Below are 23,413 nucleotides of genomic sequence, written 5' to 3' on the forward strand. Positions count from 1 at the left end.
CTCGAGACCGAATGGCAACTCGGCGAAGGTGACCGCAAGCAGCGCTATGTATCGCATGCGCTTGGTATGGCTGGCGCGGCGCTCGATCATGTGGGGCTTCCGGCGATCATCCGCCCATCCTTCACCATGGGCGGCACGGGTGGCGGCATCGCCTATAACCGAACGGAATTCTACGACATCATCGCCAGCGGCCTCGATGCCTCGCCTACAACCGAAGTGCTGATCGAAGAGTCGGTCCTTGGCTGGAAGGAATATGAGATGGAGGTTGTTCGCGACAAGGCGGACAACTGCATCATCATCTGCTCGATCGAGAACGTCGATCCAATGGGCGTCCACACCGGCGACTCCATCACCGTCGCGCCTGCCCTCACTTTGACCGACAAGGAATACCAGATCATGCGCAACGCCTCGATCGCGGTGTTGCGCGAAATCGGGGTAGAAACCGGCGGATCGAACGTTCAGTTCGCGGTTAATCCAGAAAATGGTCGGTTGATCGTTATCGAAATGAACCCCCGCGTATCGCGCTCTTCGGCTCTGGCATCGAAGGCAACCGGCTTCCCGATCGCCAAGGTAGCGGCGAAGCTTGCGGTCGGCTACACGCTCGATGAGTTGGACAACGATATTACCGGCGGCGCGACGCCCGCTTCGTTCGAGCCCTCGATTGATTATGTCGTCACCAAGATTCCGCGCTTTGCCTTCGAAAAGTTCCCCGGCGCCGAACCGATCCTGACGACCGCCATGAAGTCGGTGGGCGAAGTCATGGCCATCGGGCGCACGTTCAAGGAATCGCTGCAAAAAGCACTGCGCGGCCTTGAGACCGGCCTTACCGGCCTGGACGAGATCGCCATTCCCGGCACCGGCGAAGGCAATGACAACAATGCAATCCGCGCCGCCATCGGCACGCCAACGCCGGACCGCCTGCGCATGGTCGCCCAGGCGCTGCGGCTTGGCCTTTCGGTCGAGGAAGTGCATGAGGGCTGCAAGATCGATCCATGGTTCCTCGAACAGATGGCGGAAATCATCGCAACCGAGGAGCGCGTGCGCGAACATGGCCTGCCGCAGGACGCACAGAACCTGCGGATGTTGAAAGGCATGGGCTTCTCCGACGCCCGTCTCGCCAGCCTGGCCAAGGTGGATGCCGCCGATGTAACCAAGCTCCGCAATAAGCTTGACGTACATCCGGTATTCAAGCGCATCGATACCTGCGCGGCCGAATTCGCTTCGCCTACCGCCTATATGTATTCGACCTACGAAGTGCCCTTCGCAGGGGCGCTCGCCTCCGAGGCACAGGTCTCCGACCGCAAGAAGGTCGTCATCCTCGGTGGTGGTCCGAACCGCATCGGTCAGGGTATCGAGTTCGATTATTGCTGCTGCCATGCGGCCTTCGCCCTGCGCGATGCCGGCTACGAAGCCATCATGATCAACTGCAATCCGGAAACGGTTTCGACCGACTACGATACCTCGGATCGGCTCTATTTCGAGCCGTTGACGGCTGAGGACGTTCTGGAAATCCTGCGGACCGAACGGACTGCGGGGACGCTCCACGGCGTCATCGTCCAGTTCGGCGGCCAGACCCCGCTCAAGCTCGCCGACGCGCTGGAAAAGGCCGGCATCCCGATCCTCGGCACGTCACCGGACGCTATCGATCTCGCCGAGGATCGTGACCGGTTCCAGAAACTTCTCGTCAAGCTCGACCTCACCCAGCCGAAAAACGGCATTGCCTATTCGGTCGAGCAGGCGCGCACCATCGCGGGCGAACTCGGGTTTCCCCTCGTCGTCCGCCCGTCCTACGTGCTTGGCGGCCGCGCGATGCAGATCATCCACGACGAGCGGTCGCTGCAAAGCTATCTGCTCGACACCGTGCCCGAACTTGTCCCGGAAGACATCAAGCAGAAATACCCCAACGACAAGACAGGGCAGATCAATACCCTGCTTGGCAAGAACCCGCTGCTTTTCGACCGCTACCTCACCGAGGCCATCGAGGTGGATGTCGATTGCCTCTGCGACGGCAAGAATACCTGGGTCTCCGGTATCATGGAGCACATCGAAGAGGCCGGCATTCATTCCGGCGATAGCGCCTGCTCCCTGCCCGTCCACTCACTCTCGACCGAAACGGTCGCCGAGCTCGAAAAGCAGACGGCGGCCCTTGCCAAATCGCTCAATGTCGTTGGCCTGATGAACGTACAATACGCCATCAAGGACGAAACGATCTACGTACTCGAGGTAAACCCACGCGCATCGCGGACTGTACCTTTCGTCGCCAAGACGATTGGCTTGCCGATTGCCAAGGTTGCGGCGCGGATCATGTCGGGCGAGACGCTCGATGAAGCACTCGGCAACTATGGCGGCAAGCCGGCAACGACCGGCCGCAAGCATATCGCCGTGAAGGAAGCGGTATTCCCATTTGCACGCTTCCCTGGCGTCGACACGCTGCTCGGCCCCGAAATGCGCTCGACCGGTGAAGTCATGGGCCTCGACTACGACTATGCGCTTGCCTTTGCCAAGTCCCAGCTTGGTGCAGGCGTCGATCTTCCGCGTGACGGAACGCTGTTCGTGTCAGTACGCGATGACGACAAGCCGGGAATCCTCTCGGCCGTGAAACGTCTTTCCGGGCTTGGCTTCAAAATCATGGCGACGGGCGGAACGGCGCGATTCCTTTCGGAAAACGGCGTCGAGGCCCAGAAAATCAACAAGGTTCAAGAGGGTCGTCCGCATGTCGAGGACGCAATTCGCAACCGGCAGGTGCAGCTCGTGTTCAACACCACAGACAGTGCCAAGGCGATTTCGGACTCCAAATCCCTCCGCCGCGCAACGCTGATGCAGAAGGTGCCTTATTATACGACGCTCTCGGGCGCAGATGCGGTTGCCGAAGCCATCGCCGCATTGAAAGCCGGTTCGCTGGAAGTAAGACCGCTGCAGGATTATTTCGTGTGAGGTTGTGATTCAGCTGGCATGCTCACGTTACAAGGATCCGGCCGATCGCATGATTATCGCCACATCCCATGTCTTGAGCGCACCGCTGCTGACGGCCGACGTTAAGTACGGGAATACGTCTACGCCTCCACAATCTGGTAGGCCCTAGACCCCTTCGACGCCCTCTTGCTCCAATCCATGGCCTGATGGGTCGCTGACGAAATGGAGCACCTTGGCGAAGAGCTTTTCATCCTTATCCTCGCGGCCAATGTGCACCACGGTCGACTTGGAAAGGTGGTTGCGCAGAACCTTCATGACCCGTTCGTGCGCTGCGGGCTCCATACCGTCAAGAGCCTCATCGATGACCACCCAGCTCGGTTCGTGCAGTTTCAACCGGGCAAACGCAAGCGACTGCTGTTCGTCATCGCTCAGTTCTCGTTCCCAGCGCGCGCGGAAATCGAGCATGGTTTCAAGGCGCGTCAGGCCGAGCTCGTGGAGAGCAGACACGAGCTGTTCATCGGAGAAGGCCTCGTCGCCTTCGGGATACGACATCGCTCCGCGTAGAGACCCCGGCGGAAAGTATGGCGAGCGTGGCATATAAAGAATCGACGTATTTGCCGGGAGGCTGACGGTTCCCGCACCCCACGGCCAAAGCCCCGCAATGGCTCGAAACAGCAATGTTCGGTCGATCCCCGCTTCACTTGTGATCAGGACGCGCTCGCCTTCCTTGACGATTGCCTTCTTTTCCTTCAGGCGAACCGTCGCCCGGGGTGCGGTGATCTTGAGCGAATCAAGAATGATCTGGTTGGAATCGGTCTCATTGAACTTGATGCGTTGATCGACGCTGTTCCGGATGTCGGTCGCCTGCACCGCCTGGCGGAACGATGTGATGCGCAGGAGCGTGGCGCGCCAATCAGCGATTGCACCGAAATTGTTGACGAACCACTTGAGCGCGTCATGCACCTGGTTGAACGCCCCTATCGCCGCCATCAGACCGCCAAATGAAAGGTTTCCGGCAAAATAGACCGGTGCAGCCACCAGAATGGGCGCAACAATGGTGATCCAGCCGTAGCCGGACGTAACCCACGTTAGTCGCGTCAGTGCGGTCACAAGCAGGCGGATCGCGCCAAGTAGTCGATCGATATCGAAACCGAGCCGCCGGTTTTCATCGGCCTCGCCGCGATAAAGCGAAATCGCATCGATATGCTCGTTGACGCGCATCAGCGAGAAGCGCAGTTCCGATTCCTTCTGGTAGCGATCGGCGTTGAGATTAATGAGCCGGCGTCCGACGAGCCAGCTGATCCACGAAGCGATGCCTGCATAAAGGAAGGCTGCCCAGACCATGTAGCCCGGAATCGAAAAACTATAGCCGGCGACGTTGAAAACGAAGCCGCTGGAAAACGTCCACAGCACCCCGACAAAGCTGATCAGCAATATCGAGGCCTGCAACAGCCCGAAGCCGAGATCGGTCGACATTTCGGCAAGATGGCGGGCGTCCTCATGCAGGCGCTGGTCGGGGTTGACGCCGATCGGACCGGAATTCGAGAGCTTGAATGCCCTGCGCGGCTGCAACCATTCGCCGACCAGATCCCGGGTCAGCCCCTCGCGCAGCTTGAGCCGCGCCATCTGGTTGAGCCAGGTCTGCGCCACATTGAGTACGAGCAGCACCGAGGCAATGGCAAAAAATACCATGAGCTGATCGACAAACGCCGAAAAATCGCGCCGCGATAGCGCGTCGTAGAACGGCACGTTCCAGCGGTTGAGAAGCACCTGCCCCGCCGAAGTAACAATGATGATCGCAAAGACGCCAAGAATGAGGAGGATGAGCCGGTTACGGACCGGCGAAATCCTGTAGATATTGCCAATGACGCGAAGCTGCGCCCAGAGACCGGCTTCCACTTCGCCCGCAACGGAGGTGGGCGCGGATCGGTTCGGTTTCTGCTCCGCCATGAGTTTCCTCTCGTGGGCGACCGCGAGTCGGCCTTGTTATTACTTCTAACACACGTCGGATAATGCGCTGAAATGCAAGACGGAATGTAAGGGCAAAATTTGTGCGCGCAAGCGGAGCGCCTTAATGCGGAAGACAGGCATTTTGAATTCGGCTTGTTTTGGCCCGGAATCTGTCATATGTATCCGACATCGATTTTATCGGTCGAGTGACTTTGCGACCTGCGTAACCCGTTGCGCTTCCTGATGAACTCCATTGCATAGGTTCGATTCCCTGGGCTGCATATGTGCATGCTGCCTGTCTTATACATCTGAAAGGAATTTCCCATGGCTACGGGAACAGTGAAATGGTTCAACAGCACTAAGGGCTACGGTTTCATCCAGCCTGATACTGGTGGTGCCGACGTATTCGTCCATATTTCCGCTGTTGAACGCGCGGGTCTGCGCGGCCTCAATGACGGTCAGAAGGTCAACTACGAGATCGTTCAGGACCGTCGTTCGGGCAAGTCGTCCGCTGACAACCTCAGCGTCGCGGGCTGATGCCGCATACCGGGAATCGTTCGATTTCTGAAGCACAGAATTGAAAAAGGCGGGTTCACCCCGCCTTTTTCGTTTTATGTCAGCATGTTAACGAGTTTGCCGGATTCAACCTCTAAGCAAGTTCGACTACAACTTTACCAAACGCCCCCTGAGCAAGATGATCGAGCGCCGAGCCTAGCTCATCCATCCTGTAGACGGCGTCGATGATGGGCCTTACCCCTGAAACGCCGTAGGCTCTGACGAGGTCTTCCAGCCCCCGCCGATGCCCTACCTGAATTCCTTCGACAATGACCCGCTTGCGGGCGAGCGCACCGAAGTTGCCAGAAACATCAAGGCCTTCGAGGATGCCGATCAGCGAGATTCGCCCTGTGACGGCGGCTGCATCCAACGATTTGCCAAGATGGGCGCCGCCCACGGTTTCGAGAATATGGTCGGCTCCATGATCGTTCGTCAGACGGTGGACCGCGGCGACCCAATCCTCCTTTTTGCGATTGATGCCGTGACGGGCGCCGAGTTCGCTTGCGCGCGCCAATTTTCTGTCGTCGCCCGAAACAACGATCACTTCCGCCCCATGCATGAGGCCAAGCTGAAGACCGAACAACGAGACGCCGCCGGTCCCCAGAACGAGAACCTTCTGCCCTGCCCGCAGATGGCCGCGTTCGATAAGCGCGGTCCAGGCGGTCAGTCCGGCGCAGGGCAGTGTGCTCGCTTCGACATGCGTAAGATTCGCCGGGCCGCGGACCGCCCAATCCTGATGCAGTACAACATACTCCGCCAAGACGCCTTGCACCGTTCCGCCAAGCGTTTGGCCGTTCGGCTCTCTCGCGGTACCAGGACCAACACCATCGATCCAGTCCGGGATGAATGTGGAAATGACGCTGTCGCCAACGGCAAAGTGCGTCACCCCCAGCCCGATCTCCGCAACGATGCCGGAAAGGTCGGAAGCGGGGGTGACCGGTTCGGTCTGCGGATCAGGTAAGCCGAAGCCGTCGTCGATCAGAAGCTTGTCACGGTAGTTCAGGGAGGCTGCAGACACCTTGATCAATATTTCGCCCGGCCCAGGTTTTGGAACCGGAACATCGACAAGCTCCAGATTTTCTCTGCCCGCCGCGGTCAGTTGCCAGCGCCTCATCATCGTCGTCATGGATATGCCCTCTACTGAACCCGCCTCCGGGTTGAGGTGTCGACCATATATGCGCCCGACGAACAACAGTTGCGCTATTAAACGTCAATATTGTATCCATACCATCTACAATGAGGCGCACATCTTGAACAAGTTGGCTGGCATTCAGGAATTTGTTGCCGTCGTCGACGCGGGTGGGTTTTCGGCGGCCACCGAACGTCTGCGCATGTCCCGCTCGGCGATCGGAAAGACCATCGCAAGGCTTGAACAGAGGCTCGGCGTAAGGCTGTGCCATCGCACGACGCGGGCGTTCACGCTCACCGCCGAGGGCCATGCCTTCTACGAGCGCTCGTTGCGTGTGCTCGCCGAGGTTGAAGCGGCAGAGCTTGCGCTTGCCTCGGAGACGTCCGAGCCCGCCGGCCGCATGCGCGTCAGCGTGCCTGCGATCTTCGGGCGGCGCTGCGTTGCCCCGATCATTTTCGATCTTGCGCGGCAATATCCGAAACTGCGGTTCGACGTCTCCTTCACTGACCGGACAGTGGATATCATCGAAGAAGGTTACGATCTGATCGTGCGCAATACCGCCCTGCCGGACAGGGCGGGACTGAGCGCACGACGCATCGCCCGCCAACGAATGGCGATCTGCGCGTCGCCGGACTACGTTGCCGCGCGCGGTATCCCGCTCACTCTTGATGATATCGCGACACATGATGCCGTCACCTATGGGCGCGACGGCAATACCCGCCCTTGGCTGTTCCCCGACGGTCGCGGCGGCACGATTGCCGCTCCGACGCGGACCCAGCTTATCGTAGACGACCTCGAGGCCGCGGCAGATGCGGCCGCAAGCGGCCTTGGCCTCACATGGTCGCCATGCTGGCTGATCAGCGAACACGTTCGGCAGGGCCGGCTTGTTCAGGTGTTGACCGAGTTCGAACCGCTGGTTTTCGACACTTTCGCCGTGTGGCCGACCGCGCCCTTCATGCCCGCTCGATTGCGCGTTCTCGTCGATGCGTTGGCAACCCGGCTTCCGGGCATGACCGGCGCGGATCGAGAGATCAAGTAGGCGCAGTGAACGGTACGCGCTCTACGGTATCCACGTGATCGGTACATGCCCTTCGTCTGCAGCAACCCGGCTCAACCATTTTGAAACGGATGGATATGCCGAAAGATCATAGCCGCCGCGATTGGCCTCATGCGTATAGGCATAGAGCGCGATGTCCGCGAGGCTGATGTTGCTGCCCGTAAGGTACGGCGACTTCTGTAACTGGGTTTCCATGACGAGGAGCGCCTTGTTGCCGCCCTCCAGCGTTGCCGCCAGCCGCTCGGGCGTTGCCTCTCTCGCCCGTTCCGGGTAGACGAGCAGGGCCTTGCGCACGGCGATGTTCGGCTCGTGCGTATACTGCTCGAAGAACAGCCATTGATACATCAGTGCTCGCTCATAAGCGTCCTCCGGTATGAAGCGAGTGCCCTCGGCAAGATGCAGCAGGATGGCGTTTGATTCTGCCAGCAATCGCCCGTCGTCGAGTTCGAGCAGTGGAACCTTGCCGTTCGGATTTTTTGCAAGATATTCCGGTTTGCGGGTTGAACCGTCAACTGAAGACAACGTGACATGTTCAAAGGGTAAGGCCAATTTCGCCATCAAAAGCCGTGGCTTGTAGCAGTTTCCGGATTCGGGCTGTGAATAGAGTTTAGGCATATGGCTAGTCTCCAGTGGCAGGCGAATATTTTCGCTCCTTTGAGCAATGTCCAATCATTTTGATTGAAGGAACGTACAAGCGAAGCTGATGCTTCGTCGGTTCGATGTCACACCCTGCATAGAAAGTGAGCGAAGAAAAGCCTTCACAGAATGCTTTTGCTTGCGATTCGCCAATCATTACGACATACGAACCCCGCAACCGTCTACCGGTCATCAACCCTCGTTTCTGGAGAACGATAAAATGGCATTCCTCGCAGACGCCCTTTCCCGTGTGAAGACTTCCGCAACAATTGCGATCACCCAGAAAGCGCGCGATCTGAAAGCTGAGGGCCGTGACGTCATTTCGCTCTCGGTTGGTGAGCCGGACTTCGACACGCCCGACAACGTAAAGGAAGCCGCAATTGCGGCCATCCGCCGGGGCGAAACCAAATACACCCCCGTGGCCGGCATACCGCAGCTGCGCGAAGCGATCGTGCGCAAGTTCAAGCGCGAGAACGAGCTCGAATACAAGGCCAACCAGGTCATCGTCAGCACCGGCGGCAAGCACGTCATCTACAATGCACTGCTTGCGACGCTGAACCCCGGCGACGAAGTGATTTGCGTTGCGCCTTATTGGGTAAGCTACCCGGAAATGGTCGCTCTTTGCGGGGGAACGCCGGTCATCGTCTCGGCGCTCCAGAAGAACGAATTCAAGTTGCAGCCCGAGGATCTGGAGCGCGCAATGACGCCCAAGACCAAGTGGATCATCATGAACTCGCCTTCGAACCCGTCGGGTGCGGCCTATAGCTGGGACCAGATGAAGAAGCTGACCGACGTTCTCATGCGTCATCCACATGTCTGGGTGCTGACCGATGACATGTACGAACACCTGACCTATGGCGACTTCAAGTTCGTCACACCGGCGCAGGTCGAGCCGAATCTTTATAACCGCACGCTGACGATGAACGGGGTATCAAAGGCTTATGCCATGACCGGCTGGCGTATCGGCTATGCGGCCGGGCCGCTCGAATTGATCAAGGCCATGGACATGGTCCAGGGGCAACAAACTTCGGGCACCAGCTCCATTTCGCAATGGGCGGCCGTCGAAGCACTCGATGGAACCCAGGAACATCTGCCGATCTTCAAGAAGGCGTTCGAAGGGCGCCGCGACCTCATTGTGTCAATGCTGAACCAGACCAAGCTTCTTGAATGTCCGAAGCCGGAAGGCGCGTTCTATGTCTATCCGTCCTGCGCGGCGGCGATCGGCAAGACGGCTCCTTCAGGCAAGGTCATCGAAACCGACGAGGATTTCGTCAGCGAATTGCTCGCAACCGAGGCTGTCGCCGCAGTGCACGGATCCGCATTCGGCCTCGGACCGAATTTCCGCATCTCCTATGCAACCTCCGACGCCAACCTCGAGGAAGCCGGCAAGCGTATCCAGCGCTTCTGCGCCAGCCTGCGCTGAGCGGATAAACTACGATATTACGAAAGGGGCTACGGCCCCTTTTTCTTGCCAGCTGCAATCACGGCATTGTGTGACAACGGATTGCGATTACTCGGTATTTTGCAACGAGACATGGCAGGTACGGAGTGGTTATGGCCGCGATACATCGCACGCCCGCATGGGCAATTTCCGAAGCTTTGGTGACGCCCGAAACGACGTTTCTCAACCGGCGGGCTATTTTACAGGCCTGGGGTCTTGGCGCACTGGCGCTCGCTACGAGCGCCCGCCTTTCAAAGCCAGTTCACGCTGCACCCCTGCCCGCGGGCAACCCGGCTCTCTATCCTGCAAAGCAGAACACCGCCTACAAGCTCGACCGCAGCCTGACGCCGGAAGAGATCAACGCCAAATACAATAATTTCTACGAATTCGGGGGCGACAAGGAAATCTGGACCGAGGCGCAAAACCTAATAACCAATCCGTGGGATATCGAAATCGGTGGTATGGTAGAAAAGCCGTTCATCATCGCCTTTGCTGAACTTGAGGCAAAAATTCCGCTGGAAGAGCGCCTCTATCGGCACCGCTGCGTCGAGGCGTGGTCGATGACCATTCCCTGGACCGGATTTCCCTTGGCGAAACTGGTGGAGCTGGCAAAGCCGACTGCTTCTGCCAAATTTATTCGCTTCGAGACGTTCTACGATCCGTCCATGGCGAGCGGCCAGAACGGGTTCCTATACACCTGGCCCTACGTGGAAGGCGTCACCATCGCGGAAGCCGCCAACGAACTCGCCTTTATGGTTACTGGCGCCTACGGAAAGCCTTTGCTCAACCAGTTCGGCGCGCCACTCCGCCTCGCTTTGCCATGGAAGTACGGGTTCAAATCGATCAAGTCGATCCGCAAGATCACATTCACCGACGAGCGCCCGGTCAGCTTCTGGGAGGGCCTTGCATCGAACGAATATGGGTTTTGGGCCAACGTTAATCCTGACGTCGCTCATCCGCGCTGGAGCCAGGCACAGGAGCGCATCCTGCACACGGGTGAAACCGTACCTACACAGATCTTCAATGGTTATGGCGAACAGGTGGCCGCATTATATGCGGGGATCCAGGGCGAAGAGCTCTATCGCTGAAAAGCATGCCCCTGAAAAGAAAAGAGGCCGGACAATTGCCCGGCCTTAAGTTTTGAAGGTGCCGTTTCCGGCTAAAACCTCCAGAGGGGAACACTTGCGGGCGCGCAATGGGAGGAGGAGACGCACCGGCAAGTGACGTGGATATGAAGGTTTTGACCTTTTCTCGCAACACCCAATTGTGCATTGCACCCATGCGCCTGATGCATACCGCGCCAATTGCTCTTCAAAATGCCCAAAAAATGTTCAATTCTTCAAGTTTAGCCCGCAATGGCGAATGATCTGCCCGGCGGAAAATCTCGCTGCCCGTCTCCATGCTTCGTCAGTATCGCCGCGATAGGTGATGAACTCGCCGCAGACCGCACGACTGTCTCTTACGTCCAGCACGGAATATCGCAGCCAACCGATGAGCGTGCTGGTTTTCTGGACAGCGCCGATGACGACGAAGGCCGCGCCATTTTGCCTTGCCATCGCGGACAGCGCCTCGTAGCCCGGATCGGTTGCCGTGCACTGGCTCGCCTGACATGGCAGCGGCACGAGCTTGAACTTGCCCTGCTCGGCCAGTTGCTCGCGCAGATAATCGGAAAGGTCAGTCAACCGTCTCTGATGGTCCGCCGATTGATCCCTCGGTTCCCCGGACGTGTCGATGAAATCGAAATTGGCGGAGGCAATGACCGCCGGCGTTTCAGCACGACCATCGCCAGACGTAAGAAGGGAACAGCAAAGGGCAAGCGAAATGTGTGCAGTTGCATGCATAGGACACCGCACCGGCGCCACGCCGGCCCTTCGAAGGTGCCCTCACGTCCACTATAATTTCTCGGCAGAGAAAGAACAGCAAAAATCGGCTCTAGTAGGACCAGGTACGTGCCTTCGAAAACAGGAAATCTCTGAAAACGTGGAGCTTGGCGGCGTTCTTGATGCCTTCCGGATAGCAGAAGAACGTATCGAACGACGGCAACTCCATCTCCGGCAGGAGCCGCACGAGGGTCGAATCCTTCTCGACCATGTAATCCGGAAGGACGCCTATGCCGACGCCCTTCTGGATCGCACGCTTGATCGACAGAAGATTGTTGATCTGCAGCACCGCGGGCCGCAGGTTGCCATCCGATCGGCCGATGATCTCCAGCCAATTGAGATTGGTCAGATAGGACGGCGCAGGTTCGCCGAAGCTGATGATGCGGTGCGAATCGATCTCCTCGATGCTTTCGATCTTGCCGTATTTGGCGATGTAACCCGGCGCCGCATAGACATGCATGTGCACGGTGAAGAGGCGGCGCTGGATCAGGTCCGGTTGCTGCGGCTGGCGCAAGCGAATAGCGCAATCGGCGTGACGCATCGTCAAATCCAGCTCTTCATTGTCGAGAAGCAACTGCAACTGGACTTCGGGGTAGAGCTCGATGAATTCTTGCACGCGCTCGATCAGCCAGCCTGAACCAAGGCCGACTGTCGTCGTCACACGCAATTTTCCGGAGGGCCTGTCCTTACTCTCCGTGAGCCTCGAGCGAACGTTCTCGAGTTTCATGAGAACTTCGTGGGCCGTGCGATACAACACTTCACCCTGTTCGGTCAGGATGAGACCACGCGCATGCCGATGAAATAGCGGAACGCCGACGTCCTGTTCCAGGGCGCTGACCTGACGGGATATGGCCGATTGCGACAGATGCAATGTCTCGGCGGCATGGGTGAACGACCCAGCTTCTGCCGCAGCATGAAATATTCGCAACTTGTCCCAATCAAGCGACATCGCGTAGTTTTCTCCCCGTTCTGACCGCGCCATCGCAGCCAGCACCATTTGGCTCATTGCCCCAAAAACCATCTTTGATTTTCTGGGGGTGCGCCACTCAACGTCCCGCCGCGCCCTCGCGCGCCCTTCGGCGCGGTGCGCGGCAGTTGCCGCTATTCAGCAGCTTCGCGAACTGGTTCCTGAGCTGCCAGCCAGCGCTCGGCTTCAAGTGCAGCCATGCAGCCCATGCCTGCCGCGGTGACCGCCTGACGGTAGATGTCGTCCGTGACATCGCCCGCGGCAAAGACGCCTGGCACATCGGTTGCGGTGGAATCTGCCGCCGTCCACAAATAGCCGTTCGGCTTATGCTTGAGTTTGCCCTTGAAGAGCTCTACGGCCGGCGCATGGCCGATAGCAACGAACACGCCATCCGTTTTCAGGTCGGTCAATTCGTCGCTCTTGATGTTCTTCAGGCGAACGCCCGACACTGAAGCCGGCAAGGGTGCCTTCGCTTCCGTGCCGGTGATTTCGTCAATAACATTGTCCCAGATGACCGTGACGTTTTCCTTGTTGAACAGCCGGTCCTGCAGGATTTTTTCCGCGCGGAACTGGTCGCGGCGATGCACGATCGTCACCGACTTTGCAAGATTGGCAAGGTAAAGCGCTTCCTCGACAGCCGTATTGCCGCCGCCGACGACAACGACGTCCTTGTTGCGATAGAAGAAGCCGTCGCAGGTGGCGCAGGCCGAGACGCCAAAGCCCATGAAACTCTGTTCGGTTGGAATGCGGAGCCACTTCGCCTGCGCGCCGGTGGCGATGATCAATGCATCACAGGTATACTGCGTTCCGCCATCGCCCGTCAGCCGGAACGGGCGCACCGACAGGTCGACCTCGGTAATGATGTCGTGCGCAATCTCGGCCCCGACATGCTCGGCCTGGATACGCATCTGCTCCATCATCCAGGGACCCTGCACCGGATCGGCGTAGCCCGGATAGTTCTCGACATCGGTGGTGATCATCAACTGGCCGCCCTGCTGCAGGCCGGCGACGATAAGCGGTTTCAGGTTGGCGCGCGCCGCATAGATCGCCGCCGTGTAGCCGGCGGGACCGGAACCGATAATGAGGACGGGCACATGGCGCTTCGACATAACAAGACCTTGAATTGATCCCACAAAAGATGGCACGAGCCGGAGCTCGCGTTGGACCGCCATAAGGTAGTGGTTCAGCCCCCGTCGTTGCAAGGTCTGTCCAAAACATAGGCAGGTTAGCCACAGCTTGCTGCTGTTCGGCGGCACCTTCGCTCCATTGTGCGGTCTGCACGAACCAGTTATGAAACGCAAGATGTCAAAATGCGGACCAAAACCGTTTCCCCCACCATAGCGACCGATTTCTGACGGAGGGAGGTCAACTCCATTTTTCGCACCATCATCAACATCTGCGCACGGTTCGGCCTCGTCATGGCAGCGACGATGCTCATACCGGCGCTCATCGACCTGCATATCGGCAATCGCGATTGGCCGGTGTTTGTCCAATCGGCGGTTCTCACCGCCGTTCTGTGCTGGCTGACGAGCCTTGCAACCCACAATCCCGATATCCGGTTTACGCCTCGCCTCGGATTCCTGCTGATCGTCGCGCTCTGGCTCACTGCGGCAGTGTTTGGCGCCCTTCCCTTCATCTTCTCGCCCCTGCCGATCAGCATTATCAAGGCGTTCTTCGAGTCGATGTCCGGCATTACCGCAACAGGCGCGACGGTCCTGACCGGGCTCGATAAAATGCCGCGGGGCATCCTCCTCTGGCGCTCGATGCTGTGCTGGTTCGGCGGCCTCGGCTTCATTGGCTTGGGTTTGCTCCTGCTGCCCTCGCTGCGTGTCGGCGGCATCCAGCTCCTGCACATGGAATCGTCGGACAAGTCGGAAAAGATACTCCCACGCATTCATCAGATTGCGACTGGCATCATCCTCGCCTATGTCAGCCTCACGCTCCTCTGTACAATCCTTTATTTCGCCGCCGGGATGGGCATGTTCGACGCCATCAACCATGGCATGACGACCGTTGCCACCGCCGGCTTCTCGACGCACGATTCATCGCTTGGGTTCTATGCCCATAACCGCGCCATCCTGATTATCGCCACTGTGTTCATGATCCTCGGCGCCTTGCCGTTCGTGCTCTATATCAAGGCGGCGATGCCGCAACGCCGCATGTCGATCGGCGATCCGCAAGTGACGCTCTTCTTCATCATCATTATCGGCTTCAGCGCCATTCTTGCCGCGGGATTGATGCTGGAGACTGGAATTGGCCTTGCCGATGCGATCATTGCGGCAACGTTCAATCTCGTGTCGGTCATCACAACGACTGGCTTTGCCACCGAGGACTACACGCTCTGGGGCGCAGAAGCCCTCGGCATATTCTTTCTCGTAACGTTTATCGGCAGTTGCTCCGGCTCAACCTCTGGCGGAATCAAGATCAACCGCCTCATCATTCTCTGGCAGCTCGCATCGGCAAGCCTGACACGGCTGATCCTGCCCAACGCCATCGTGAAGATGCGCTATGGAAAATCGGAAATCACCGACGAAGTGGCACAGTCGGCCCTGTTGTTCATCTTCCTCTACATGGCTTCACTCGTCATCGGCGCAACCGTGCTTGCTATGCTCGGCAATGACCTCGGGACGGCGTTTACCGGCGCCCTGACCGCGCTTTCGAATGTCGGCCCGGGATTTGGCGACACGATCGGACCAGCTGGAAACTTTTCGACGATTGGCGATCCTTCCCTGCTCGTTCTCAGCTACCTGATGCTTGCGGGGCGCCTAGAAATCGTCACGGTCGTCATTCTGTTTACGCGCCGCTTCTGGACAAGATAAGGGGAAGCTGTTTGCAACCAGCGGGGGATGCATTACACAGCAGCAGGAATCGCTTATGTATAGTGCACTTACGGTGTGAGACAGGATAAAGGCAAACCATGCCTCTCAAGGCGGAACTCGACGCGATCGACTGGAAAATCCTGAAACAATTGCAGGACAATGGCCGCATTACCAATGTGGAGCTCGCCGAACGCGTCGGCATCTCGGCACCACCCTGCCTGCGCCGTGTGCGCAAACTCGAGGAAAGCGGCATCATCCAGGGGTACCGGGCGATCTTGAATGGTTCGGTGCTCGGTCAGGACATTGTCGCCTTCTGCATGATTCGCCTGCACCGCCAATCAGACGCCGACCTGAAGAATTTTGCCGAAAAGACGCAAAACTGGCCACTCGTGCGCCGCGCTTGGATGGTTTCGGGTGAATCGGACTTCCTGCTCCATTGCGTGGCCAGCGATCTTTCCACGTTTCAGAATTTCGTCATCGAGGAACTGACCTCGACGCCGAATGTTGATTCTGTTCGGACGTCCCTCACGATCCGATCGGTCAAGAACGAACCCCTGATGGTGCTCTAGGCCCGTCGCAAACGGCTGTAGAGGTTCAAGGCAACCCTGTAGTATGGTCGCAGGATTTCCCGCTTCAGCCGCCCGCCCAGGCTTTTGTCTTTGCCCTGAACGACTGTTCCCCCAAGGTCAAAATCGATCTCGCGAATAGTTATAGGCCGGGCCGAGAGGATACGTACCGGGTGCAGCCAGCGCATCTGGATGGTCGTATCAACCGGCCGGTCGAAGCGTTCGGTCGCTTTGAGGAGGGATGCTGCTGCTTCCCGACCGACGAGTTGCATTTGCATTCCGAGCCCCGGCAGGCGCGGCTCCATGATAGAGTGACCATCCTTGCGGGCAATCGTGGGACCTTGCTCGCCCCTCGTCCAACGGGGAAAGCGGATATAGTCATTGGGCTGGATGCTGCCGAGAGCAAGTTCCAGTTGCGCCGTAAACGCCTCATCGTCGATATCGACATCGTCCTCGATGATCAGTCCGGCGTCGAGATTGCGTTCGGCGATCGTCGCCCACGCCTTGCGGTGCGACTGGAAGCAGGCAATTTCCGAGGGACGAAGCGCAAAGGGATAGTGCGGCTTGTGCAGCGATCGGGAATAGATCGAATCGATTTCGCCGGCGCTCATCTCCTTGGCGTCGATGGCATCGATGATTTCTGCCTCGATCGGCAGGCGCTTGATCAGCGCTCGCACGTGTTCGCCGCGCTTTTCCGCTCGCTCGAGATGGATGATCAATGCGGCGGTCTTCACCGCCGCGATCCGGCGGCAAACATCGTCTCGTAGACCTCGAGGATCTTGCCCGCTTCCTTCTCCAGTGGAAAATTCTCCCGGACATGGACGAGACCTGCCGTCGCCACATCAGCGCACTTCGCTGGATCGGCAAGATAGGGCGCAATCGCGGCTTCAAGCGCGTTGCCGTCTCCCGCAGGGACAACCGTTCCCGTTCCCGGCGCAATCATTTCCGCGTACGCGCCCGCATCGCTCGCAACGACTGCCGTCTGCGACGCCATGGCTTCGAGCGGAGTCAAACCAAACCCTTCATTACGCGACGGTGCGACGTAGAGCGTCATCCGGCGGTACCAGATGCGCACGTCCGGCACTTCGCCAAGGAACAGAATGCGGTCCTCCAGCCCGGCGCGAGCAATCTTTTGGCGCAATTCCTGCTCGAAACCCTTGTTTTCCACCGTCGTGCGGCCGGTCATGACCGCTGTCCATTCGGGGTGCTGCGGCAGTAGGTTGATCATTGCTTCGACGAAAAGGTCGGTCCCCTTGGAAGGTCTTATCCGCCCGGAACACCCGACGAGGTATTCGCCCGGCAGTCCCGAGGCGGCGAAGCTGTCTGCATCGCCCTGCGGGGGATGGAAGCGCTCAGTATCGACGCCATGCATGATCACTGTGTGCGGCACCTTCAGGAAGCTGCCCGATTTGCCGCTTGTCGCAATGACGGCGTTCATTTGCCGGATAAGCCACTTGGTGAAGGACCTGTGGTCGCGCTGCGCCGCAGAAGTGAAAAGAAGCTTTAGCTTCATGCGCAAGACCGAGTGCATGAGGATCCCGGCAACCATCTCGGTATTGCGCCGGGCATGCCAGATGCGGAACGGCCGGTTTCGCGGCCTTAGCCACAGACCAGGCAGAGCCGACCAACGGATCTTCGCCAGATCGTCGGGCAGGCCCGGCCCCAAGGTCGCTATCTTGAGGCCGTTTGCACGCTGCAATGGAATGAGCTGGATGATGGTCGAGGTGACGCCCGAAAGCGTGCGCTTGAAGTTTGGAGCAATCACCTCGACGCTGGACACGGTATCGAACGACACCGCTTAGACGAATCTGAAGCCGAGGATCTCGTAGGACCTTGCACCGCCCGGCGCATTAACTTCGATCGTTTCGCCTTCGCTCTTGCCAATTAAAGCACGCGCGATCGGCGAGGAGACGGAAATCCGGCCAGCCTTGGGATCAGCTTCCTGGTCACCGACGATCTGGTAGGTTCTCTCTTCCTCGGTATCTTCATCGACGAGATGGATCGTCGCACCGAACTTGATCTTGTCGCCAGAGAGCTTGGAAATGTCGATGATCTCGGCACGCGCAGTGTAGTCCTCGAGTTCGCCGACGCGACCCTCGTTGTGGCTCTGCGCTTCCTTGGCAGCATGATACTCAGCGTTCTCCGAGAGGTCGCCGTGAGCGCGCGCCTCTGCAATCGCCTGGATGATGCGTGGCCGCTCTTCTTGCTGGCGCCAGCGCAGTTCCTCCTTGAGCTTGTCAAATCCTGCCTGAGTCATCGGGACCTTTTCCATGTCCTCTCCTTTCGTTGTAGTGTCGAAACGGCCTCAACCGAGGCCACGCGGCACAAAAATAAAACGGTCGCCGGAGCTCACAGCTTCGGAACCGTTCAATCATTCCTCACTCAATATAGCATCGTTTCCGGCAATTTCACGAAGAAAGTGGAAATAGTGCCGGCAAACGGCTTCGTACGATATCTGGCATGGGCTCACGCAGGACTCACATCACTGTGAGACGACCGGAGCATCGAAATATGTTCTCAATTTCACAAACAAACTCGTCAAACGAAGTAACGCCCACGATGAAAGGAACCTCATCGATGCGACGGAAAATGGTCATTGCGCTGGCCAGCGCCCTCTATTTCGGTGCTCAGATGGCCCATGCCGAAATATTCAAGACCGACAAGGTGAGCATCTCCTCCGAGACGGTGGCGCACAACCTCGCGCATCCATGGGGTATGGCCTTCCTTCCCGACGGCTCGCTCCTCGTCACGGAGCGTACCGGCAACATGCGAATCGTCAAAGATGGTCAGGTCTCGGCTCCGGTGGCAGGCGTACCGGAGGTTGCGGCAAAGGGCCAGGGCGGCCTGCTCGATGTCGTGCTCGCGCCGGACTTTACCGAAAACGGCCGCATCTATTTCACCTTCTCCGAGCCAGGCAAGGGAGGCGCCGGCACTGCCCTCGCGAGCGCCAAACTTGTCCGCACCGAGAACGGCGGCGCGCTCGATGGTGTCATCATACTTGCCTCGATGCATAAAAAGACCAACAAGGGTCAGCACTTCGGGTCTCGCATCGTTGTCGCGCCCGATGGCAAGCTGTTTGTAACAATGGGCGAGCGCGGCGACCGGCAGCGTGCACAGGACTTCAAGGACGAAGCAGGCTCCGTGCTTCGCATCAATGCCGACGGCACCACGCCGGCTGACAATCCTTTCGCCGATGGCGAGAAGGCGTTGCCGCAAATCTGGTCGAAAGGTCACCGCAATCCGCAGGGCGCAACCTGGGATCCCGTCACGCAATCGCTTTTGACCGTGGAACACGGGGCCCAAGGTGGCGACGAGATCAATCAACCCCGGGCGGGCAAGAACTACGGCTGGCCGGTGATCAGCTACGGCAAGGATTATTCCGGCGCAAAGATCGGCAAGGGAACCAAGGCCGCGGGCTACGAACAGCCGCTCTATTACTGGGACCCCTCCATCGCCCCCTCCGGCCTTGCCGTCTATCAAGGCAAGATGTTCCCGGAGTGGCAGGGTGACCTTCTCGTCGGCTCCTTGAAATTCGCAACGCTCGTGCGGCTTGATCGCGATGAGCACGGCAAGATCGGCAGCGAGGAACGCCTGTTGAAGGACGCATTTGGACGCATCCGCGACGTGCGGGTGGGGCCGGATGGCTCGGTCTATCTCCTCACCGACGAAGCAGACGGCAAGATCATTCGATTGACGCGGGCGCACGCGAGTTAAGCGCCTTGCGGTAACCGGTTGCAACGTTTAGAGGAGTTTGCCATTGCGGACTTGATGTAACCGCGCCAATTTTTGTGGGATCGTCATGACGCATGGCCGGGCCAATGTTCTGTTGCTGCTTGCCGGAGCCATCTGGGGCTTCGGTTTCGTTGCCCAATCGACAGCCATGGCGAGCGTCAAGCCGTTCATGTTCGTCGCGATCCGGTTTTTTCTGGCAGCATTGACCGTCGCGCCTCTCGCCTTTCGCGAGGCAAAGAACGCACGCCAGTCCCTGACAGGGCAAGATTATTTCGGCTTTGTGTTCATCGGCCTCCTGCTGTTTTCAGGTGCTGCCCTGCAGCAGGTCGGCATGGTCACTTCGTCCGTCACGAACGCCGGATTTCTGACCGGGCTCTATGTTGTGATGGTGCCGGTCCTCGGTGTCTTTCTCTTCCGGCAGTGGCCGCACCCCGTCGTTTGGCCCTGCGCCATCACCGCGCTTGCGGGAATATATCTGCTCTCAGGCGGTAGGCTGGATGGATTGACCATCGGCGACTGGCTCATTGTCGGCTGTGCCGTTTTCTGGGCTTTGCAGATTATCTTCATCAATCGCATCGGCATACAAAGCGGCCGACCCATCATGCTTTGCCTCGTCCAATACCTGGTTTGCGGCGCGCTCGGGCTTATCGTCACCCTGACGACCGAGCGCAACGAACTGTTTTCGATTATTGCGGCAGGCCCAGAGCTTATTTTCGCGGGCGTCCTATCTTCCGGTGTGGGTTTCACATTGCAGGCTGTCGGTCAGCGGTTTACGACTGCACCACAGGCCGCCATCATGCTGTCATCCGAAGCGCTGTTCGCCGCAATCTTCGGCATCATTCTGCTCGGAGAGCGCTTGACGCTTCAAGGCATCGTCGGCTGCGGCCTCATCTTTGCCTCGATGATCGCCGTCGAGCTGATCCCTCTCTTGCGCAACAGAGCTGCAGTCACGCCTTGAAGATCAACGTCGCGCCGACCGCAATAAGGGCGAAACCGGCAACGTGCTGCCAGGTGAACGATTCCTTGAGATAGAAGATCGAGAACAGGCTGAAGACGACCAGCGTGATCACCTCCTGCATCGTCTTGAGTTCGGCGGTCGAATAAACCGTGTGGCCGATGCGATTGGCCGGAATGGCCAGCCAATATTCCATCAGCGCAATGCCCCAACTGATGAATACCACCTGCGCCAGCGGCGCTGTTGGAAACTTCAGGTGGCCGTACCAGGCAAAAGTCATGAAGACATTGGAAGCAATAAGCAAGAAAATGGGCGCAATGGATTGCGATAGAAAATTCGGCATGATCGCTCTTTCAAGGGGACATTCGGTGTTGGCTGCGGCGGGCTAATTGCACCGCTAATTGCAGCAAAATCAAGCCATTTGCTCGAACGTCACATTTCGAACCCAAACCTTAAGAACCCGCTGACCTTTCCTTTACGATTTTTCTCTACTTTCGCGCGTAGCTGCGCCCTTTCCGGGCAATGGGATGTGGTGACATGAGTTGTGCGTTGTCGTCCGCTGTGCGCTCCAGGCGCTTAACCGCGATACTGCTTCTGTCTGTGTCGACGACCCTTGGTGGCTGCGGCATGGATGAGGTGCGTCGTCCCATGGCGGATGTCGGGAGCGGTTCGGATACGGCCGTTGCCAGCCGGTCGCTCGCCAGCGAGGAAAATCAGGTCGCCGTCGAAACCCAAACCCTCGAAAGTCCCGCAACGGACCAGGTGGCAAATCCATCACCCGACATCATCTCGGTGCCCGACACCAATCAGACGGCAGGTGAACCGAACGATCCAGCGCCGACCTTGCAGCAACCAGAAGCAACGCCTGAAATTCCCCGACTAGGCGAAACCAAGCCCTATTCCCTCCCCGAAATGGAACCCCCGTCGGATGATGACAAAAGCTATGGTTACCTTAAAAACTATAGCTATCCCAATGCCATACGTGATCCGATCGCCCGTGGCGAAAGCATTCTCGGCATGTCCGGCGGTGAACTCGCCTGCCGCACGGAACTCAAGAAGCTCGGCGTGGTGTTTCAAGAGAAGCCTGCCATCAACGATGGAGGAGCCTGCCGCATCGACCACCCACTTGCAGTCAGCGGCTTTGCCAGCGGCAACATCAAACTGAAACCGACCGCGACGCTGAATTGCCAGATGACGCTGGCGCTGGCGCGCTGGGTCAAGGGCGATCTCTCGCCATCGACGCGGCTGCGCTACCTTTCGGGAATCAACACGATCCATCAGGCGTCGAGCTATTCGTGCCGTACCATGAGCAGCCAGCGCGGCCGCCCCATGTCCGAACACGCCAAGGGCAACGCGCTCGATATTGCCAAGATCACGCTCAACAATGGCCGCGAAATCGAGGTCGAAAAGCCCGGGCTGTTCTCGTTTCGCCAACGCGGTCTTCTCAATACTGTGCGTTCGGATGCCTGCGACTATTTCACGACCGTGCTCGGGCCCGGTTACGACCGCTTCCACAGTACGCATTTCCATTTCGACCTGATGCAGCGGCGCGGCCACCGCGCCTGTCGCTGATCATTGCTGCTTGCGCTGCGTGTAGCTCCAATATTCCCAGATGGTGACGATGATCAGGATCATGCTGGTTGCGGCACCTATCGCCAAGGGTGAAAGCGCTGGGCAAATGACCGCCAATCCAGCACAAAGCCCCAGTCCCACCAGGTGGGAGAGCGGCACTCGGCCGTTGACGTAGCGCTTGAAGAGAAGGTTGCCCACGAGATAGAGAGCTGTCCCTCCGATCGAGGTCCAGATGACGGCCGCTTCGGCGTGGCCGAGCGGATGGTCCAATATCAACTCGTCCGAAACCGCGACGACGATGATTCCCGCAACCAGAAGCACATGGACGTAGGTATAGGCGAGGCGTGCCATTCGTCCGGGATCATCGGTTTCTGCGATCTTGTGATGGGCTGCCGACTGGCCGACGTTGAAATAGATCAGCCACATGGCAACGGACGCAACGAAGGTGGTCAGGAAGGCCGCAAACGAAACCAGGCTCCACTCTTCTTCCGAAAACGTTGCACCGGAAACGAGAATGGATTCGCCAAGCGCAATGATGATGAAAAGCGCCGCCCGTTCGGCCATGTGGTCGCCGCTGACGTTCCAGCCGGTGGTGCTCGACGCGCCAATACGCGGGACCCAAAATCCGGCAGCGGGCCCAAGGATTTCGATTGCCAGCGCAACGGTCCAGATAGGCAAGCGATATTCGGGAAGGGCTGCACCGCCTGCGATCCAGAAGATCGCAGAAACGATGAGCCACACGGTAATGCGTACGAAATTCAGGTAGTTGGTGGAGTTATGATGGCGGACGGCCCACAACATGAACAGGGTGCGTCCAAGCTGCATCGCGACATATGCGAACGCAAAAATCATGCCGCGACCGGCAAAGGCGGCCGGGATCGACGTGGAGAGCACGAGTCCGGCAAGCATCAGTACGAACAGCATGGTCCGCACGGGCGCGGTCGCGGGATCGAGCCAGTTGGTGACCCACATGGTATAGACCCACACCCACCAGACCGCCGTGAGCAAGAGCGTGCTTTCTGCCAGGCCCTTGAGGGTGAGATCATGCAGAAGAAAGTGCGATATTTGCGTTATCGCGAAAACGAAAACGAGATCGAAGAAGAGCTCGACAAAATCGACCTTTGCACTGTCCGCCGCATCGCGCTGGCGGGAATAGTCCCGAATAGCCCCGAAGAAAGCCACGCCGCCCATCTCCAAATCATTGCCCTGCCGTAAGATGAAGTGGTTCCAGCCAAAAATGA

At 58.4% G+C, this 23,413-nt stretch carries 21 protein-coding genes; 10 read left to right on the forward strand and 11 right to left on the reverse strand.

Annotated features, from left to right (window positions below):
* Positions 1-2,934, forward strand: a 2,934-nt coding sequence (carB, locus tag AAAB35_RS11410) for a carbamoyl-phosphate synthase large subunit (protein WP_340668403.1), incomplete at its 5' end; no start/stop codon positions are given.
* A gap of 144 nt (positions 2,935-3,078) precedes the next feature.
* Here carB and AAAB35_RS11415 read toward each other — a convergent pair.
* Positions 3,079-4,863 carry an ABC transporter ATP-binding protein/permease gene (locus AAAB35_RS11415; RefSeq protein ID WP_340668404.1) on the reverse strand — a complete coding sequence of 595 codons (1,785 nt, stop codon included), beginning with the start codon at positions 4,861-4,863 and terminating at the stop codon, positions 3,079-3,081.
* 324 nt (positions 4,864-5,187) lie between these two features.
* Between AAAB35_RS11415 and AAAB35_RS11420 the strand changes: the two genes are divergently transcribed.
* Positions 5,188-5,400: a cold-shock protein gene (locus AAAB35_RS11420; RefSeq protein WP_027233379.1), complete on the forward strand. Its 213-nt coding sequence runs from the start codon at positions 5,188-5,190 to the stop codon at positions 5,398-5,400.
* Between the two features lie 112 nt (positions 5,401-5,512).
* On the opposite strand, the gene AAAB35_RS11425 is transcribed toward AAAB35_RS11420, so the two are convergent.
* Positions 5,513-6,544: an NAD(P)-dependent alcohol dehydrogenase gene (locus AAAB35_RS11425; protein ID WP_340668405.1), complete on the reverse strand. Its 1,032-nt coding sequence runs from the start codon at positions 6,542-6,544 to the stop codon at positions 5,513-5,515.
* A 124-nt stretch (positions 6,545-6,668) separates the two neighbouring features.
* Here AAAB35_RS11425 and AAAB35_RS11430 point away from each other — a divergent pair, with 124 nt between their 5' ends.
* Positions 6,669-7,586, forward strand: a complete 918-nt coding sequence (locus tag AAAB35_RS11430; protein WP_340668406.1) for a LysR family transcriptional regulator — start codon at positions 6,669-6,671, stop codon at positions 7,584-7,586.
* 21 nt (positions 7,587-7,607) lie between these two features.
* Here the strand turns inward: AAAB35_RS11430 and AAAB35_RS11435 are convergent, their stop codons facing one another.
* On the reverse strand, positions 7,608-8,219 hold the full coding sequence (locus AAAB35_RS11435) for a glutathione S-transferase family protein (protein ID WP_340668407.1): 612 nt from the start codon (positions 8,217-8,219) through the stop codon (positions 7,608-7,610).
* Between the two features lie 241 nt (positions 8,220-8,460).
* Here AAAB35_RS11435 and AAAB35_RS11440 point away from each other — a divergent pair, with 241 nt between their 5' ends.
* Together AAAB35_RS11440 and msrP are read left to right on the forward strand one after the other, a co-directional pair.
* A complete protein-coding gene (locus tag AAAB35_RS11440; protein ID WP_340668408.1) occupies positions 8,461-9,663 on the forward strand; it encodes a pyridoxal phosphate-dependent aminotransferase in 1,203 nt (400 codons plus the stop codon).
* 131 nt (positions 9,664-9,794) lie between these two features.
* Positions 9,795-10,769 (forward strand): protein-methionine-sulfoxide reductase catalytic subunit MsrP, encoded by a 975-nt coding sequence (gene msrP, locus AAAB35_RS11445; RefSeq protein WP_340668409.1) that lies wholly within the window; start codon positions 9,795-9,797, stop codon positions 10,767-10,769.
* A 243-nt stretch (positions 10,770-11,012) separates the two neighbouring features.
* Here the strand turns inward: msrP and AAAB35_RS11450 are convergent, their stop codons facing one another.
* The 3 genes from AAAB35_RS11450 to trxB all read right to left on the reverse strand — a co-directional run bounded on the left by AAAB35_RS11450 (position 11,013) and on the right by trxB (position 13,637).
* Complete coding sequence (locus tag AAAB35_RS11450; protein WP_340668410.1) at positions 11,013-11,522, reverse strand: DUF2380 domain-containing protein; 510 nt, start codon at positions 11,520-11,522, stop codon at positions 11,013-11,015.
* A 91-nt stretch (positions 11,523-11,613) separates the two neighbouring features.
* Entirely contained in the window at positions 11,614-12,510 is an 897-nt protein-coding gene (locus AAAB35_RS11455; RefSeq protein WP_340668447.1) for a LysR family transcriptional regulator, read from the reverse strand.
* 152 nt (positions 12,511-12,662) lie between these two features.
* Positions 12,663-13,637 carry a thioredoxin-disulfide reductase gene (gene trxB / locus AAAB35_RS11460; protein ID WP_340668411.1) on the reverse strand — a complete coding sequence of 325 codons (975 nt, stop codon included), beginning with the start codon at positions 13,635-13,637 and terminating at the stop codon, positions 12,663-12,665.
* 309 nt (positions 13,638-13,946) lie between these two features.
* On the opposite strand from trxB, the gene AAAB35_RS11465 reads away from it, so the two are divergent.
* Together AAAB35_RS11465 and AAAB35_RS11470 are read left to right on the forward strand one after the other, a co-directional pair.
* The gene (locus AAAB35_RS11465) at positions 13,947-15,347 is read left to right on the forward strand and encodes a TrkH family potassium uptake protein (RefSeq protein ID WP_340668412.1); all 1,401 of its coding nucleotides are present in this window, start codon (positions 13,947-13,949) and stop codon (positions 15,345-15,347) included.
* Positions 15,348-15,445: 98 nt separating this feature from the next.
* The gene (locus AAAB35_RS11470) at positions 15,446-15,916 is read left to right on the forward strand and encodes an Lrp/AsnC family transcriptional regulator (RefSeq protein ID WP_340668413.1); all 471 of its coding nucleotides are present in this window, start codon (positions 15,446-15,448) and stop codon (positions 15,914-15,916) included.
* On the opposite strand, the gene AAAB35_RS11475 is transcribed toward AAAB35_RS11470, so the two are convergent.
* The 3 genes from AAAB35_RS11475 to greA are packed head-to-tail and all read right to left on the reverse strand — an operon-like array spanning position 15,913 to position 18,185.
* Positions 15,913-16,647, reverse strand: coding sequence for a glycosyltransferase family 25 protein (locus AAAB35_RS11475; RefSeq protein ID WP_340668414.1), 735 nt, complete (start codon positions 16,645-16,647; stop codon positions 15,913-15,915). The two genes, AAAB35_RS11470 and AAAB35_RS11475, sit on opposite strands and share 4 nt — an antisense overlap.
* On the reverse strand, positions 16,644-17,708 hold the full coding sequence (locus AAAB35_RS11480; protein ID WP_340668415.1) for a glycosyltransferase family 4 protein: 1,065 nt from the start codon (positions 17,706-17,708) through the stop codon (positions 16,644-16,646). The genes AAAB35_RS11475 and AAAB35_RS11480 overlap by 4 nt, the downstream gene beginning before the upstream one ends.
* A gap of 3 nt (positions 17,709-17,711) precedes the next feature.
* Positions 17,712-18,185 (reverse strand): transcription elongation factor GreA, encoded by a 474-nt coding sequence (gene greA / locus AAAB35_RS11485; RefSeq protein WP_340668416.1) that lies wholly within the window; start codon positions 18,183-18,185, stop codon positions 17,712-17,714.
* A gap of 305 nt (positions 18,186-18,490) precedes the next feature.
* Here greA and AAAB35_RS11490 point away from each other — a divergent pair, with 305 nt between their 5' ends.
* Positions 18,491-19,627, forward strand: coding sequence for a PQQ-dependent sugar dehydrogenase (locus tag AAAB35_RS11490; protein WP_340668417.1), 1,137 nt, complete (start codon positions 18,491-18,493; stop codon positions 19,625-19,627).
* An 85-nt stretch (positions 19,628-19,712) separates the two neighbouring features.
* A complete protein-coding gene (locus tag AAAB35_RS11495; RefSeq protein WP_340668418.1) occupies positions 19,713-20,603 on the forward strand; it encodes a DMT family transporter in 891 nt (296 codons plus the stop codon).
* On the opposite strand, the gene AAAB35_RS11500 is transcribed toward AAAB35_RS11495, so the two are convergent.
* Complete coding sequence (locus AAAB35_RS11500; protein ID WP_340668419.1) at positions 20,593-20,943, reverse strand: DMT family protein; 351 nt, start codon at positions 20,941-20,943, stop codon at positions 20,593-20,595. The two genes, AAAB35_RS11495 and AAAB35_RS11500, sit on opposite strands and share 11 nt — an antisense overlap.
* A 284-nt stretch (positions 20,944-21,227) precedes the next feature.
* Here AAAB35_RS11500 and AAAB35_RS11505 point away from each other — a divergent pair, with 284 nt between their 5' ends.
* Positions 21,228-22,172 carry an extensin family protein gene (locus AAAB35_RS11505; protein WP_340668420.1) on the forward strand — a complete coding sequence of 315 codons (945 nt, stop codon included), beginning with the start codon at positions 21,228-21,230 and terminating at the stop codon, positions 22,170-22,172.
* On the opposite strand, the gene AAAB35_RS11510 is transcribed toward AAAB35_RS11505, so the two are convergent.
* Positions 22,173-23,354 (reverse strand): low temperature requirement protein A, encoded by a 1,182-nt coding sequence (locus AAAB35_RS11510; protein ID WP_340668421.1) that lies wholly within the window; start codon positions 23,352-23,354, stop codon positions 22,173-22,175. It abuts the gene before it with no gap.
* Positions 23,355-23,413 lie beyond the last annotated feature (59 nt).

The organism is Phyllobacterium sp. (assembly GCF_037994425.1).
In the GTDB taxonomy this organism is placed as follows: Bacteria; Pseudomonadota; Alphaproteobacteria; order Rhizobiales; family Rhizobiaceae; genus Phyllobacterium.